Below are 13,222 nucleotides of genomic sequence, written 5' to 3'. Positions count from 1 at the left end.
CATCCTGTGGCGGGATCGGTGATCTTTTCCGTCGGTGCGCCGACGGCCACGCAGCCTACGGGCAATGCCGACGGCCCGTTGAAGGCGCTGATCCTGATATCGCGGATCGGTGTCTATCTCGGGCTGTTCGTCGGCGTCGGCGGCGTGTTCTTTGGCCGCTGGATTGCGCTGGCGATGACGGCCATGGGCACGCCGCGCGCGGCGCTTCTCATCGGCATCCCGAGCGCGATCGTATCTCTTGGCACGCTGGGCCTGGATCTTCTTGGTCTGCCGTTGCCAGCGGGCCTGACGACGGCGCCTTGGACCATCGCATTCGCGACCAGTGCCGGCCCCGCCTTGCTTCTCGCCATCGCGGCGATGCTGCTGGCGCTGATGGCGCTGAACCGGGCTTGGTACGCGCGCGTGTTTGCCGCGATCGCGTTTGCCGGCGTCGGCCTGTCGCTCGCGATAACCGGACACGCCGCGACGGCATCGCCAGAGTGGCTGACGCGGCCGGCGATCTTCATCCATGGCCTCGCAGTCGCCTTCTGGATCGGCGCATTGGCGCCGCTGGCAACGCTGGTCTCGAAGCCGACGCCGGCCGTGCTGCCGCTCCTGAACCGCTTTTCGCGCATCGCCATGCCCGTGGTCGCGGCGCTGGCGCTGACTGGGCTTACGCTTGCGATCATTCAACTCGAACAGCCGTCGGCTTTGATAGAGACCGCTTACGGCCTCATTCTGTCGGTCAAACTGGCGCTGATCCTGTCCTTGTTGGTACTGGCTGCGCTCAATCGCTTCCGATGGACGCCGGCGCTGGCGAAAGATCGCGGGGCTGCGTCCGCGCTCAAATGTTCCATCCTGCTGGAGTGCGGGGCCGCGCTCGGCATCTTTGCCGTCGTCGCTGGCTGGCGCTTCACGCCGCCGCCGCGGACCATCGTGCCGGAGACGCCCCTGGCGATCCACATCCACAGTGATAAGGCGATGTTTCAGGTGCTGGTGTCCCCGGGGAAGGCCGGCATGGACGATTTCGTGCTCCAGCTCATGACCGGCGAGGCGGCGCCGCTGAAGGCCAAGGAGGCGACGCTGACGCTGAGCCTGCCGGAGCGCGGCATCGAGCCGATGGAACGCGACGCCGAGCTCGGGCCCGACGGTTACTGGCATGTGGGCAAGGTCGAGTTGCCCTTTGCCGGCCGCTGGCATGTGCGGATCGACGCGCTGGTGACCGATTTCGAGAAGGTCACGCTCGAGGACGACCTAGAGGTCGCACCGCCTTGAGGCCGACGCGGTTCAAGTCGAACCTGAAGTCGACGGAAAAATGACAGGAATTCCGCCGCGTTAGCGGCTTTTCCTCATTCCCGGTCTTGTGTTTTCGCTCCCAATCCGGTTTCACTGCAACCCCTCACTGATTCCCAGAGTATTGCCATGCGGTTGTCGCGGTTCTTTCTGCCCATCCTGAAGGAAAATCCGAAAGAGGCGGAGATCGTCTCGCATCGGCTGATGCTGCGCGCTGGCATGATCCGGCAGGAGGCCGCCGGCATCTATGCGTGGCTGCCGCTTGGCTTCCGGGTGCTGAAGAAGATCGAGCAGATCGTGCGCGAGGAGCAGGACCGCTCCGGCGCGCTGGAACTGTTGATGCCCACGCTCCAGCTCGCCGACCTCTGGCGTGAGAGCGGACGCTACGATGCTTACGGTCCGGAGATGCTGCGCATCGCCGACCGCCACAAGCGCGAGCTCTTGTACGGGCCCACCAACGAGGAGATGATCACGGAGATCTTCCGCGCGTACGTGAAGTCCTACAAGAACCTTCCGCTGAATCTCTATCATATTCAATGGAAATTCCGCGACGAGCAGCGTCCGCGCTTTGGCGTGATGCGCGGCCGCGAATTCCTGATGAAGGACGCCTATTCCTTCGACCTCAACGAGGCCGCCGCGCGCGTCGCCTACAACAAGATGTTCGTCGCCTATCTGCGCACCTTTGCGCGGATGGGACTGAAGGCGATCCCGATGCGCGCGGAGACCGGCCCGATCGGTGGGGATCTCAGTCACGAGTTCATCGTGCTCGCCGAGACCGGCGAATCCGGCGTGTTCATCAATCGTGACGTGCTGGACCTGCCGGTGCCGGATGAGAATGTCGACTATGACAGCGATCTGACGCCGATCATCAAACAATGGACCTCGGTCTACGCCGCGACGGAGGACGTCCATGATCCCGCCCGCTTCGAGCAGGAGGTGCCGGCCGAGAAGCGCGTCAACACCCGCGGCATCGAGGTCGGTCAGATCTTCTATTTCGGCACCAAGTATTCCGAGCCGATGAAGGCGATGGTGGCGGGCCCCGACGGCGTTGACGTGCCGATCCATGGCGGCTCCTACGGCGTTGGCGTCTCGCGCCTGCTGGGCGCGATCATCGAGGCTTGCCATGACGATGCCGGCATCAAATGGCCGGAGGCGGTGGCGCCGTTCCGCGTCGCGATCCTCAATCTGAAGCAAGGCGATGCGGCCGTCGATGGCGCCTGCGAGAAGCTCTATGCCGAACTGACCGCCAAGGGTGTCGACGTGCTCTACGACGACACCGACCAGCGGGCCGGCGCCAAATTCGCCGCCGCCGACCTGATCGGAATCCCGTGGCAGATCATGATTGGGCCCAAGGGGCTGGCCGACGGCAAGGTCGAGATCAAGAAGCGCAGTGACGGCGCCCGCGAGACCATGTCGCCTGCGGACGCGGTTGCGCGCCTGGTCGGCTGAATATTGTTCATCGCCCGATATCGCGGCCGCCAATCCGGCCACAATTGACCCCGAATCATGGGATTATCGAGCGATGGATGAAACCATGACCGAAACCGTCCAAACTGCGCCGTTCGCGCCCTTCGAGTGGATGCTCTCGGCCCGCTATTTGCGGGCGCGGCGCAAGGAGGGATTCATCTCGGTCATCGCCGGGTTCTCCTTCCTCGGCATCATGCTGGGCGTCGCCACGCTGATCATCGTGATGGCGGTGATGAACGGCTTCCGCAAAGAGCTGCTCGACAAGATCCTCGGCCTGAACGGCCACATCCTGGTGCAGCCGCTGGAATCGCCGCTGACCGACTGGAAGGACGTCGCCGAGCGCATCAGCCAGGTCCAGGGCATCCGGCTCGCGGCTCCCGTGGTTGACGGCCAGGCGCTGGCCTCCTCGCCCTGGAACGCCTCGGGCGTCCTGGTGCGCGGCATCCGCTCCGACGACCTCAACAATCTCACCTCCATCGCCAAGAACATCAAGCAGGGTTCGCTCGAGGGCTTTGACGACGGGCAGGGCGTCGCGATCGGCCGGCGGCTTGCCGACCAGCTGTCACTGCATGCCGGCGACAGCGTGACCCTGGTTGCGCCGAAAGGCGCGGTGACGCCGATGGGCACGACGCCGCGGATCAAGCCTTACAAGATCGTCGCCGTGTTCGAGATCGGCATGTCCGAATACGACCTCGGCTTCGTCTTCATGCCGCTCGCCGAAGCGCAGGCCTATTTCAACCGCAGCAGCGACGTCACCTCGATCGAGGTGTTCACCACCAACCCCGATAGGATCGACGCCTTCCGCAAAGCGGTGACGGAAGCCGCGGGCCGGCCAGTGTTCCTGGTCGATTGGCGCCAGCGCAACTCGACCTTCTTCAACGCGCTCCAGGTCGAGCGCAACGTGATGTTCCTGATCCTGACCATGATCGTGCTGGTCGCAGCGCTCAACATCGTCTCCGGCCTGATCATGCTGGTGAAGGACAAGGGCAGCGACATCGCGATCCTGAGGACGATGGGCGCCTCGCAGGGCTCGGTCATGCGGATCTTCCTGATCACGGGTGCCTCCATCGGCGTGGTCGGCACGCTGGTCGGCTTCTTCGTCGGGCTCGTGATCTGCCTCAACATCGAATCGATCAGGCAATTCCTGTCCTGGCTGACCTCGACTGAATTGTTTTCGCCGGAGCTCTACTTCCTGTCGAAGCTTCCCGCCGAGATCGACGTCGGCGAGACCACGGCCGTCGTCATCATGGCGCTGACGCTGTCGTTCCTGGCGACGCTCTACCCGTCGTGGCGCGCCGCGCGCCTCGATCCGGTCGAAGCGCTGCGCTACGAGTGAGGGGCTGATGGAGCAGCAGCATGGGGCTGAGGATGTACCGGTCATTTATCTCCACGAGATAAGGCGTCAGTACCTCCAGGGCGAAGCGGCGCTGACGATCCTCGACAACGCCAAGCTGGCGCTGTGGGCGGGACAGTCCGTGGCGCTGGTCGCGCCGTCGGGGTCGGGCAAGTCGACGCTGCTGCACATTGCAGGCCTGCTCGAGGCGCCCGATTCCGGCGAGGTCTATGTCAACGGCGCGCCGACCTCGCAGCTGCCCGATATCGAGCGCACCCAGCTGCGCCGCAGCGATATCGGCTTCGTCTACCAGTCGCACCGGCTGCTGCCGGAATTCTCGGCGCTGGAGAACGTGATGCTGCCGCAGATGATCCGCGGCCTGAAGAAGTCCGAGAGCGTCAAGCGCGCCAAGGAGATCCTTGGCTATCTCGGCCTCGGCGATCGCATCACCCATCGGCCCGCGGAGCTGTCGGGCGGCGAGCAGCAGCGCGTCGCCATCGCGCGTGCGGTCGCCAATGCGCCGCGCGTGCTGCTGGCGGACGAGCCGACCGGCAATCTCGATCCGCACACGGCCGATCACGTGTTCCAGGCCCTGATGCAGCTGGTCAAGGCGACCAAGGTCTCGATGCTGATCGCGACCCACAACATGGAGCTCGCCGGCCGCATGGACCGGCGCGTGTCGCTCTCGAACGGCCAGGTCGTCGAGCTCGAATAACCAAAAGGCGAAAACAACCCCATGCACAGTAGACGGAAGCGGCGGGCTACATCAGGGGTGATCGCTTCCAGCTAGCTGATTGGTTACGGCTTGATCACCGTCATGTTGAACGCGCCCGCATTGGCGGCCGCATAATCCACGGCCTCGTTGGCGTGGTCGAGATCGAATGACGTCGTCTCGAAGTGATCGAGGCGCAAGAGGCCGGCGCGGACCAGCGCGATCAGGCGAACCGCGGCATCCGGCGGATACATCCAGACGCCGTGAATCGTGATGCACTCGCGCATGATCCAGTTGTAAGGCAGCTCCAGCCCGGGGCCGCCTTGCATGTTGACGCCGCCCATCAGCACGATACGGCCATTGGACCGCACAGTCATGATCGCGGCGCGGACCACCGTCGTCGAGACGGAAGGCGGCATGATGTCGAACGCGCAGTCGATCGGGCCGGCTGCCGCGCGCTTCATCAGCTCGCGGTCGTCGTTTTCGTTGCCCGTCAGCTTCACCGGCCTGACACGCGCGCCATGGCGACGCACGAGCTCGGCGAGCATCTTCTCGTTGCGGCCCGGCGCAACGACGCAAGCCGCACCCATCGCGAGTGCCACCGCCACGGCTGCGCTGCCGAAATTGCCGGTCGCGCCGCTCACCAGGACTGTCTCGCCGGGCTGCAGCTTGGCGGCAAGGAAACCGCCATAGGGCACCAGCAAGGTTCCGAGCGCGCACCATTGCGTGGCCTCTTCTTCGCTGATTTCGCCGAGCCGCGTCACGTTCTCGGTCGGCACCCTCATCCGCTGGGCAAAGGAGCCGTCATGAAAATACTTCTGCAGCCGCATGCCGCCTTCGCCGCGCGAGCTGACACCCTGCAGATGAATATCGGGAGCGATCGCGTCGTCGCGCGAGCGGACCGTCGGATCGCAGAGGACCCAATCGCCGACGGACAATTTGGTCGAGTCCGGGCCAATCGCGCGCACGCGTCCGACCCCGCCGGCTCCTGGAACGGCGGGTAGATCCAGTGCGTATTTGCGTTCGCCGCTGAACACTTCCTTGGAGTAGGACAGCACGCGGGTGGCGACGACGTCGACGATCACCTCGCCGGTGCCGAGCACGGGGTCTGGAACGTCCTCGATCGCTAGCGGAGATCCGAAGGATTTCAATACGGCGGCTTTCATGATGTTCACCTCAGAAATGGGTGATACCCATCTAGGGCGCCCTTGAAGGCACAAGAAGGCCTGGTATTATCCTAGTATTCCGACGACCCTCCATCACGGAGCCACACCATGGCTGACCCCCGCCGCGTCGAATTCGGCGACTTCCTCCGCTCCCGCCGCGAAAAGCTGTCGCCGAAGAGCGTCGGCCTTCCTGCGGGGCCACGGCGGCGCACGGCGGGGCTGCGGCGCGAGGAGGTGGCGCAGCTCGCCGGCATCGGGGTCGACTGGTACATCCGTCTCGAGCAGGGCCGCACGGTCAGCCCGTCGGTCACGACGGTCGATGCGCTGGCGCGGGCGCTGCGGCTGAGCAAGACCGAGCATGCGCATCTCAAGGATCTCGCGCGCGATGGTGCGAGGGGGCCCTTCACCCGCGAGGTGGTGCCGCCGGCCATTCGACGCCTGGTCGAAAGCCTGCCGCATCCGGCCTACATCACCGGCAGGCGATGGGACGTGCTGGCCTGGAACGAGGCCGCTGAGGAGGTCTTCGCGTTCGGGCGGCTGCCGGAGGAGGATCGCAACACGCTGCTGTTGATGATGACCAACAAGAAGACGCGGAAATCCTACGGCGCAGGCTGGGCTGACGTTGCCAAGCGCATGGTCGCGATGTTTCGCGCCACCCACGACGTCTGGGCCGGCGATCCCGCCTTTGCCGAATTGCTGACCCGCCTGCGCGAAGGCAGCCCCGAATTCGTCAAATGGTGGGGCGCGCACGAGGTGCACGGCACCTTGTCGGGCCGCAAGACCATGACCCATCCGACCAAGGGCGTGCTGCATTTCGAGCACACCAGTTTTCAGGCCAACGACGATCCGGCATTGAAGCTCGTGATCTACACGCCGGTGTGAGGGCTCGATGGCGGGTCCGCCAGGGCGGCATGAGATTGCGCTCGCTGGTGTCTCAACCCATCGTTACGGTTGAGGCAGATGGATGTTACAATCCGTAGCATAAATTCTGTGCTGGCCGGCTGTGGCGCGACGGGGCGCCGGCACGGCGATCGAAAACACGACGATCGAAAAAACGGGTCACGAGAGAGAGCCGGATGCAACGTCGGCAATTCATGTCGCTGCTTGGCGGCGCAGCCCTGACGCCGATTACCGCGACGCCTGTGTTTGCTGCCGCTCATGCCAATTGTGCTGGCCCGATGAGGCGTGACGACGGCTGGTCCGTTCCGTCTGCCAGCGAAGACAACGACATCAACCTGGCCGCCTTGTGCGGGATGGCCGATCGGCTCGAAAGCTCGGGCGCCAACTTCCACGCCGTGCTGGTCGCAGGTCACGGCAGGCTGGCGTTCGAGCGATACTTCAAAGGATCCGATGAGGTCCCCAGTCGCTTCTTCGGCGTCCGCGTCAGGGACATCAGCTTCGACGCCGATACGCTGCATAATCTGAAATCGTGCTCGAAGAGCGTCGCGTCGCTGGTGATCGGGATCGCGATCGACCAGGGCCTCATTCGAAGCATCGACGAACCGGTCTTCAGCTTCTTCCCCGAATTGTCCGACCTGCGATCCCCGGACAAGGATCGCATCCTGCTCTCACATCTGCTCACCATGTCGCTGGGCCTGAAATGGGTGGAGGCGACGCCGGCGACGGGCGACGACAATGACGAGGTGCGCATGCGCATTGGCGCAGGATGCCTGTCGCTACGTCCTCGGCCTTCCCGTGACTGCACCGGCCGGGCAGGAGTTCTTCTACAACACCGGCGCGCTGGCGCTGCTATCGGCGATCATCCGCAAGGCCACCGGCCGTCCGCTCGATGAATTCGCGCGTAGCGTGCTGTTCGATCCCTTGGGCATCACTGAATTCGAGTGGAGCAGGTTCAAAGGCGACAGCGACGCCGGTGGGGGATTGCGCCTGCGCCCGCGCGACATGGCGAAGATCGGTCAGCTCGTCCTCGCGGGCGGTCGCTGGAACGATCGGCAAATCGTGTCCAAGGCATGGATCGAGGCATCGACGGCATCGAAGCTCAAGGCGGATGACTATCAATCCTACGGATATTTGTGGTGGTTGGGACGCTCTCGCCTCAATGGGCGTATGGTCCCGTGGATGGGCGCACTCGGCCGAGGCGGCCAGTCGATCCGCATCGTCCCGGAGCTCGATCTCGTCGTCGCGGTGACCGCGGGATATTATCAGGACTACAGCCCTGAAGCTTTCAAATTGCAGTTCGGCGTGTTCAGGGATGTCTTGCAGGCGGTGTCGCCTCCGGTTTGAGGCAGGGCTGTCGCATATGGCGGAGCAGGTCCGCAGACAATCCTCCTATCCATAAGCGCATGCCCTGAGGGGAGAAGCACCTCGTCCACCGAACCACTTTGCGAAACGACGAAGTTTCGGGGTAGGCTCGTCGGCATAGTCGGATGCTGTTTGGAGCCGGCCCGTGACCATCGCCCTCAAGGGCATCATTCCCGTGATGCTGACGCCGTTCACCGAAGCGAACACGATCGACTATTCCGGCCTCGAACGGCTGATCGAATGGTATATCGCAGGCGGCGCCGACGCGCTGTTCGCGGTCGCCCAGTCGAGCGAGATGCAGTTCCTGACGCTGGACGAGCGCGTCGCGCTGGCGCGGTTCGTCGCCAAGACCGCGGCCGGCCGGCTTCCGGTCATCGCCTCCGGCCATATCAGCGCCTCCAGGGAGGACCAGCTTATGGAGCTAACGTCGATCGCGAAGACCGGTGTCGACGGCTTGGTGCTGGTGACGAACCGTCTTGCCTCGGGCGATCAGGCCGGGACTGATTTCACCGACAATCTGACCTGGCTGCTCGATCGGCTGCCCAAGGAGATGACGCTCGGCCTCTATGAATGCCCGGCGCCATTCCGCCGGCTGCTCTCCGACGACGAGCTGGCCTTCTGTGCGGACAGCGGCCGCTTTGCCGTCCTCAAGGACGTCTCCTGTGACCTGCCGACCGTGCAGCGCCGCGTCAGGCTGGTCAGCGGCTCGCCACTGACCATCGTCAATGCCAATGCGGCGATCGCCTTCGACGCGATGAAGTCAGGCGCTCCCGGCTTCACCGGCGTGTTCACGAACTTCCATCCCGATCTCTACAAATGGCTGCTGACGCAGCACCAGAAGCATTCTCAGCTGGCGAACGAGCTTTCGGTGTATCTGGCGCTCGCGGCGATGGCGGAGCCGATGGGCTATCCCAAACTGGCAAAGCTCTATCACCAGCGGCTCGGCACTTTTCCCTGTATCGCGAGCAGGGCGGTGAACTTCGATATCCGAGAGCGGTTCTGGGCGCTGGATGCGCTGATCGACAAGATCGTCGAGGGACAGCAGTCGTTCCGCGCGAGGATCGCGGCGGCAGGCTGAGCAAGACCCTCTAGGGCAAGCTCACGGCGCCGGCGTCGCATCGACTTTCGGTTGGGGAATTGCCGGCGAGGGGCCTCTCGGGGCTGACGTCGCCGGTGGCGGGCAGGACTCAGAAAGTTGCGTCCAGGCCGACGACAGGCCCGTGGTCTCGATGTCGAACTTTGCCACGTCTGTCTTTGCCAGGTCTGCCTTTGCCAGGTCTGCCTTTGCCACGTCTGCCTTTGCTGCGTCTGCCGTCTGGTCCGGCTTCTGCGTGGTCTCCCGGACATGCAGGGAGCGGGACGCCATCATCGCCCTGAACGTGCCGAAATCGAGCGAACCGCTCCACATCTCGTACTTGCCCGACCGCACGGGACGTCCTCCGGCCTCCTCGGTGGGCGCGGCGTCGGCCGTCATCATGATGGTGTACTGGCCGCTCGCCGTCTCGTCGATCTCGGCAGCGAACATCAGCGGCACGCGATTTTTGTTGTCGCAGTAGAGGCGCCATTCCATGGTTCGGAACGATGGACCGATTTCGTTCCTGAGCGTTGCGAACTTGCTGATGTATGGCCGCGTTGCTTTGTTCAGCCGCCACATCGTCTCGGCAACGGGACGCGTGTCGATGCCGAACCTGTCGAGTTCGGCGCGCGTCAGCACGTGCAGGTTTTCGAACTTCACGGTGCGAATTAAATCGTCAAGTTCGCGGCCGATGCCCATCGCCGCGATATAGGCCGCGCGCTGGTGGTCGGCGCTTGCGGTCTGACGCCGCCTGAATTCAGCGACCAGCGCCTCTGGCGGATGGCCGTGAATCGCGAAGACGAGCCTGGAATTATGCACCGCCAGCGCGGCGTCGGGCGCCACTTCGCGCGATGTCGCGCCGAGAAACACGTAAGTACAGGCCGAGTTGCACATTGCATGATAGGTGACGAGCTCGGCCTCGATCTCGCCGCCGGCGTTCTTCGCCTTCAGGCAGGCCGCGTTGACCTGCGTGCCTGCGGCACATGCTGATGCGATCGTCTGGCCCACGCGAGCGACCGCCTTGCGGCTGCGCAGCAGCCGTCCGATGACATAGGACTGCTCCACATTGCCGCCGGGCGAATGCAGGTAGATCGGGCGCTGCGTGTCCTTGACGCCGGCGAGGAAGCGCCGAATGCGGGGCGCCGCGTTTGCGTCGATCTCGCCCTCGATGGCGATCCAGCGGTCGCAGCCCGGCCCGCACGCGCCGGGTGCCCCCCTGGCAAGATAGATGGTCAGACTGGGGGCAAAGCCGGCTTTCTCGGCCGCGGTCTGCTCTGCATGCAATGCGCCGGGGAAGGTCAGCGAGGCCAGGAGGAGCACGACGCGGAGCAGGATGCGGGCGAACATGGGACCGAGGAGGCCGGGGTGATGCAGGTTGCGAAGCAACGTTACATGACGATCGCAGCTGCCACAACTTTCAGTGGCGCGTTGGACCGCCGTGACGCGGATGCTTCGCGTGCCCGCAGCGCTCGGACCCGCGCGTCCTGTTTGCATGCGAAGAGCTGGCGCGGCGAGGCGAGGGCGGTCGAGACCGCACGCATTATTGCGGCGCTACTCCAAAGTTGAAACACGCGACAAGCCGGCGGCTGTGCGCGGCGAATGCAAATGTGGCGAACGCGCGTGAGAATGTGGCGGCAATGCGGAGAGAAAATGCTGGTCGCTTTTCCAATTCACAGAATCGTGCGCGCGACCTCGTTACGCGGGTTCCCAATGCATGCGTGGTGTCGACGTTGGAAGCGCTGAATCCTCTTGTTTCAAAGGGGTTCCGCGCACGCGCCGCTAAGCACTCGTTAATCAAGCCGGGCCCTTTGGCGCGAACTGTTGCGTCGAGGTTACAGCAATTTCGTCGATCATTGTTATGAGGACGCCAAGGCCGGGGGGCCCAACGACGAAACTGGAACGGGATTCAAATGAACAAGAATTTGTTGCTCGCTGCTGTGAGCCTCGTCGCGATCAGCGCGACCGCGCCGGCGCTGGCTGCTGACCTCGCTGCGCGTCCTTACACCAAGGCGCCGGCGATGATCGCCACGGTCTATGACTGGAGCGGCTTCTATATCGGCATCAACGGCGGTGGCGCTTCGGGTCATTCGACCTGGGATCTGACCGGCGTCGGTCGCGAAGGCTCGCACGATGCGACCGGCGGTACGGTCGGTGGCCAGGTCGGCTATCGCGTGCAGTCCGGCCAGTGGGTGTTCGGCCTCGAAGGCCAGGGCAACTGGGCTGACTTCACCGGCGACAACACCAGCGCACTGCTCGCTCAGCGCAACCGCACCAAGATCGACTCGTTCGGTCTGATCACCGGTCAGGTCGGTTACGCCTGGAACAACGTGCTCGTCTACGCCAAGGGCGGTGCGGCCGTCGTCGGCGTCAAGAACGAAGTGTTCAGCACCGCGACCGGCGGTCTGCTCGCCTCGAACAGCGACACCCGCTGGGGCGGCACGGTCGGCGCCGGCCTCGAGTTCGGCTTTGCGCCGAACTGGTCGGTGGGTGTCGAGTACAACCACATCTTCCTGGCGGACAAGGACGTCACTTTCACCGGCCTGAAGACCGACAGCATCAAGCAGGACGTCGACATGGGCCTCGTCCGCCTGAACTACAAGTTCGGCGGCCCGGTCATCGCCAAGTACTGAGCAACTCCGCTCTGGAAAGAGCTGACGTCGAAAGCCCCGGCCTCGCGCCGGGGCTTTTTTATTCCGTGAGTTCAGCGAGTTAACCATTTCGCTGCGAGGTGGCGGAGTTGGCTTGACTCCCGAGAACGAAATGAGAACAATGTTCCTCATACGTTCTGGTGATGGAGCAAGCCATGTTCAGGATTTTCGTGGAAGAAGCCGCTGCACTGACGTCGATCGCGCTGTTCGTCGGGATGATCGCGATCTGGGCCCAGGTCATTCCGCAGCTTTAGCCGGCGGGTCCTCTGGCTGACCCCCTTGGGGAAAAGCGGGATGAGGCGGCGAAGCGGCAGCTACAGCGTGGACTCTGGCGCGGCGAGCCCCCACCATTGTGAGGCGAGTCGGCAAGGGTACTCCAATGGCGAGTGGATGATGATCCCGATGCCGGCGACCGCTCCATCCCATCTGCAAGAGGCCGTTACCCGACCATGCCGAGCGCCGGATTTGTCCACCTTCACGTTCACTCGGCCTATTCGCTGCTCAAGGGCTCGATCAAGATCGCCAAGCTCGGCGAACTCGCCAAGAAGGACCACCAGCCGGCGCTGGCGCTGACCGACACCGACAATCTGTTCGGTGCGCTCGAATTCTCCGACAAGATGGCCGGTTATGGCATCCAGCCGATCGTCGGCCTCGAGCTCGCGATCGATTTCGGCGACCAGGATCCCAACGCGCGCAACGCGCTGCCGCCCTCGCGCGTGGTGCTGCTGGCCGCCCAAGAGCGCGGCTATCGCAGCCTGATGCGGCTGAACTCGCGCGCGTTCCTCGAATCGCCTGATAGCCACGCGCCGTTCATCAAGTTCGACTGGTTCGACGGCGAGACCGAAGGCCTGATCGCGCTGACCGGCGGCCCCGATGGCCCGATCTCGCTGGCGCTCGCGAGCGGCCAGGCCGAGGTTGCGGCCGCGCGGTGCGAGCGTCTCGCCGGCCTGTTCGGTGATCGCCTCTACGTCGAACTGCAGCGTCACAACATCGACAAGGAGCGGCGGATCGAGAGCGCCCTGATCGACCTCGCCTACGGCAAAGGCCTGCCGCTGGTCGCGACCAACGAGCCGTATTTCGCCTCGACCGACGATTACGAGGCGCATGACGCGCTGCTCTGCATCGCCGGCGGCCGGCTGATCGCCGAGACCGAGCGCGAGCAGCTCACGCCGGACCATCGCTTCAAGACCCGCGCCGAGATGGCGGTCCTGTTCGCCGACATTCCGGAAGCGCTGGCATCCACCGTCGAGATCGCCGAGCGCTGCTCGTTCCGCCCCCTGACGCGCA

At 64.2% G+C, this 13,222-nt stretch carries 12 protein-coding genes; 10 read left to right on the top strand and 2 right to left on the bottom strand.

The window, feature by feature from the left end:
* The 4 genes from AOQ71_RS33085 to AOQ71_RS33070 all read left to right on the top strand — a co-directional run.
* The coding region (locus AOQ71_RS33085) for a copper resistance D family protein (protein WP_245317295.1) at positions 1-1,254 on the top strand (1,254 nt) is incomplete at its 5' end.
* A gap of 147 nt (positions 1,255-1,401) precedes the next feature.
* Entirely contained in the window at positions 1,402-2,721 is a 1,320-nt protein-coding gene (gene proS, locus AOQ71_RS33080) for a proline--tRNA ligase (RefSeq protein ID WP_057756103.1), read from the top strand.
* Positions 2,722-2,794: 73 nt separating this feature from the next.
* Entirely contained in the window at positions 2,795-4,075 is a 1,281-nt protein-coding gene (locus AOQ71_RS33075) for a lipoprotein-releasing ABC transporter permease subunit (RefSeq protein ID WP_057756098.1), read from the top strand.
* Between the two features lie 7 nt (positions 4,076-4,082).
* Positions 4,083-4,787: an ABC transporter ATP-binding protein gene (locus AOQ71_RS33070; RefSeq protein WP_057756095.1), complete on the top strand. Its 705-nt coding sequence runs from the start codon at positions 4,083-4,085 to the stop codon at positions 4,785-4,787.
* An 83-nt stretch (positions 4,788-4,870) separates the two neighbouring features.
* Here AOQ71_RS33070 and AOQ71_RS33065 read toward each other — a convergent pair whose 3' ends face one another.
* Complete coding sequence (locus AOQ71_RS33065) at positions 4,871-5,950, bottom strand: alcohol dehydrogenase catalytic domain-containing protein (protein ID WP_057756741.1); 1,080 nt, start codon at positions 5,948-5,950, stop codon at positions 4,871-4,873.
* A gap of 108 nt (positions 5,951-6,058) precedes the next feature.
* Between AOQ71_RS33065 and AOQ71_RS33060 the strand changes: the two genes are divergently transcribed.
* The 4 genes from AOQ71_RS33060 to AOQ71_RS33045 all read left to right on the top strand — a co-directional run bounded on the left by AOQ71_RS33060 (position 6,059) and on the right by AOQ71_RS33045 (position 9,290).
* The gene (locus AOQ71_RS33060) at positions 6,059-6,832 is read left to right on the top strand and encodes a helix-turn-helix transcriptional regulator (protein WP_057756092.1); all 774 of its coding nucleotides are present in this window, start codon (positions 6,059-6,061) and stop codon (positions 6,830-6,832) included.
* A 212-nt stretch (positions 6,833-7,044) separates the two neighbouring features.
* Entirely contained in the window at positions 7,045-7,743 is a 699-nt protein-coding gene (locus tag AOQ71_RS49840) for a serine hydrolase (protein WP_283809627.1), read from the top strand.
* Positions 7,646-8,194: a serine hydrolase domain-containing protein gene (locus AOQ71_RS49835; protein WP_057756087.1), complete on the top strand. Its 549-nt coding sequence runs from the start codon at positions 7,646-7,648 to the stop codon at positions 8,192-8,194. Before AOQ71_RS49840 ends, AOQ71_RS49835 begins: the two co-directional genes overlap by 98 nt.
* A 163-nt stretch (positions 8,195-8,357) precedes the next feature.
* Positions 8,358-9,290: a dihydrodipicolinate synthase family protein gene (locus tag AOQ71_RS33045; RefSeq protein WP_083514657.1), complete on the top strand. Its 933-nt coding sequence runs from the start codon at positions 8,358-8,360 to the stop codon at positions 9,288-9,290.
* Between the two features lie 21 nt (positions 9,291-9,311).
* Here the strand turns inward: AOQ71_RS33045 and AOQ71_RS33040 are convergent, their stop codons facing one another.
* Positions 9,312-10,634 (bottom strand): COG3904 family protein, encoded by a 1,323-nt coding sequence (locus tag AOQ71_RS33040; protein ID WP_057756738.1) that lies wholly within the window; start codon positions 10,632-10,634, stop codon positions 9,312-9,314.
* A 563-nt stretch (positions 10,635-11,197) separates the two neighbouring features.
* Here AOQ71_RS33040 and AOQ71_RS33035 point away from each other — a divergent pair.
* Together AOQ71_RS33035 and AOQ71_RS33030 are read left to right on the top strand one after the other, a co-directional pair.
* Positions 11,198-11,917 (top strand): outer membrane protein, encoded by a 720-nt coding sequence (locus tag AOQ71_RS33035; protein ID WP_057756084.1) that lies wholly within the window; start codon positions 11,198-11,200, stop codon positions 11,915-11,917.
* 467 nt (positions 11,918-12,384) lie between these two features.
* The coding region (locus AOQ71_RS33030; RefSeq protein WP_157083754.1) for a PHP domain-containing protein at positions 12,385-13,222 on the top strand (838 nt) is incomplete at its 3' end.

Origin of the sequence: Bradyrhizobium manausense, from assembly GCF_001440035.1 — a bacterium.
Lineage (GTDB): Bacteria > Pseudomonadota > Alphaproteobacteria > Rhizobiales > Xanthobacteraceae > Bradyrhizobium > Bradyrhizobium manausense.
Note: the sequence above shows the minus strand (reverse complement) of the source record. Positions and strands in the feature narration are given on the sequence as shown.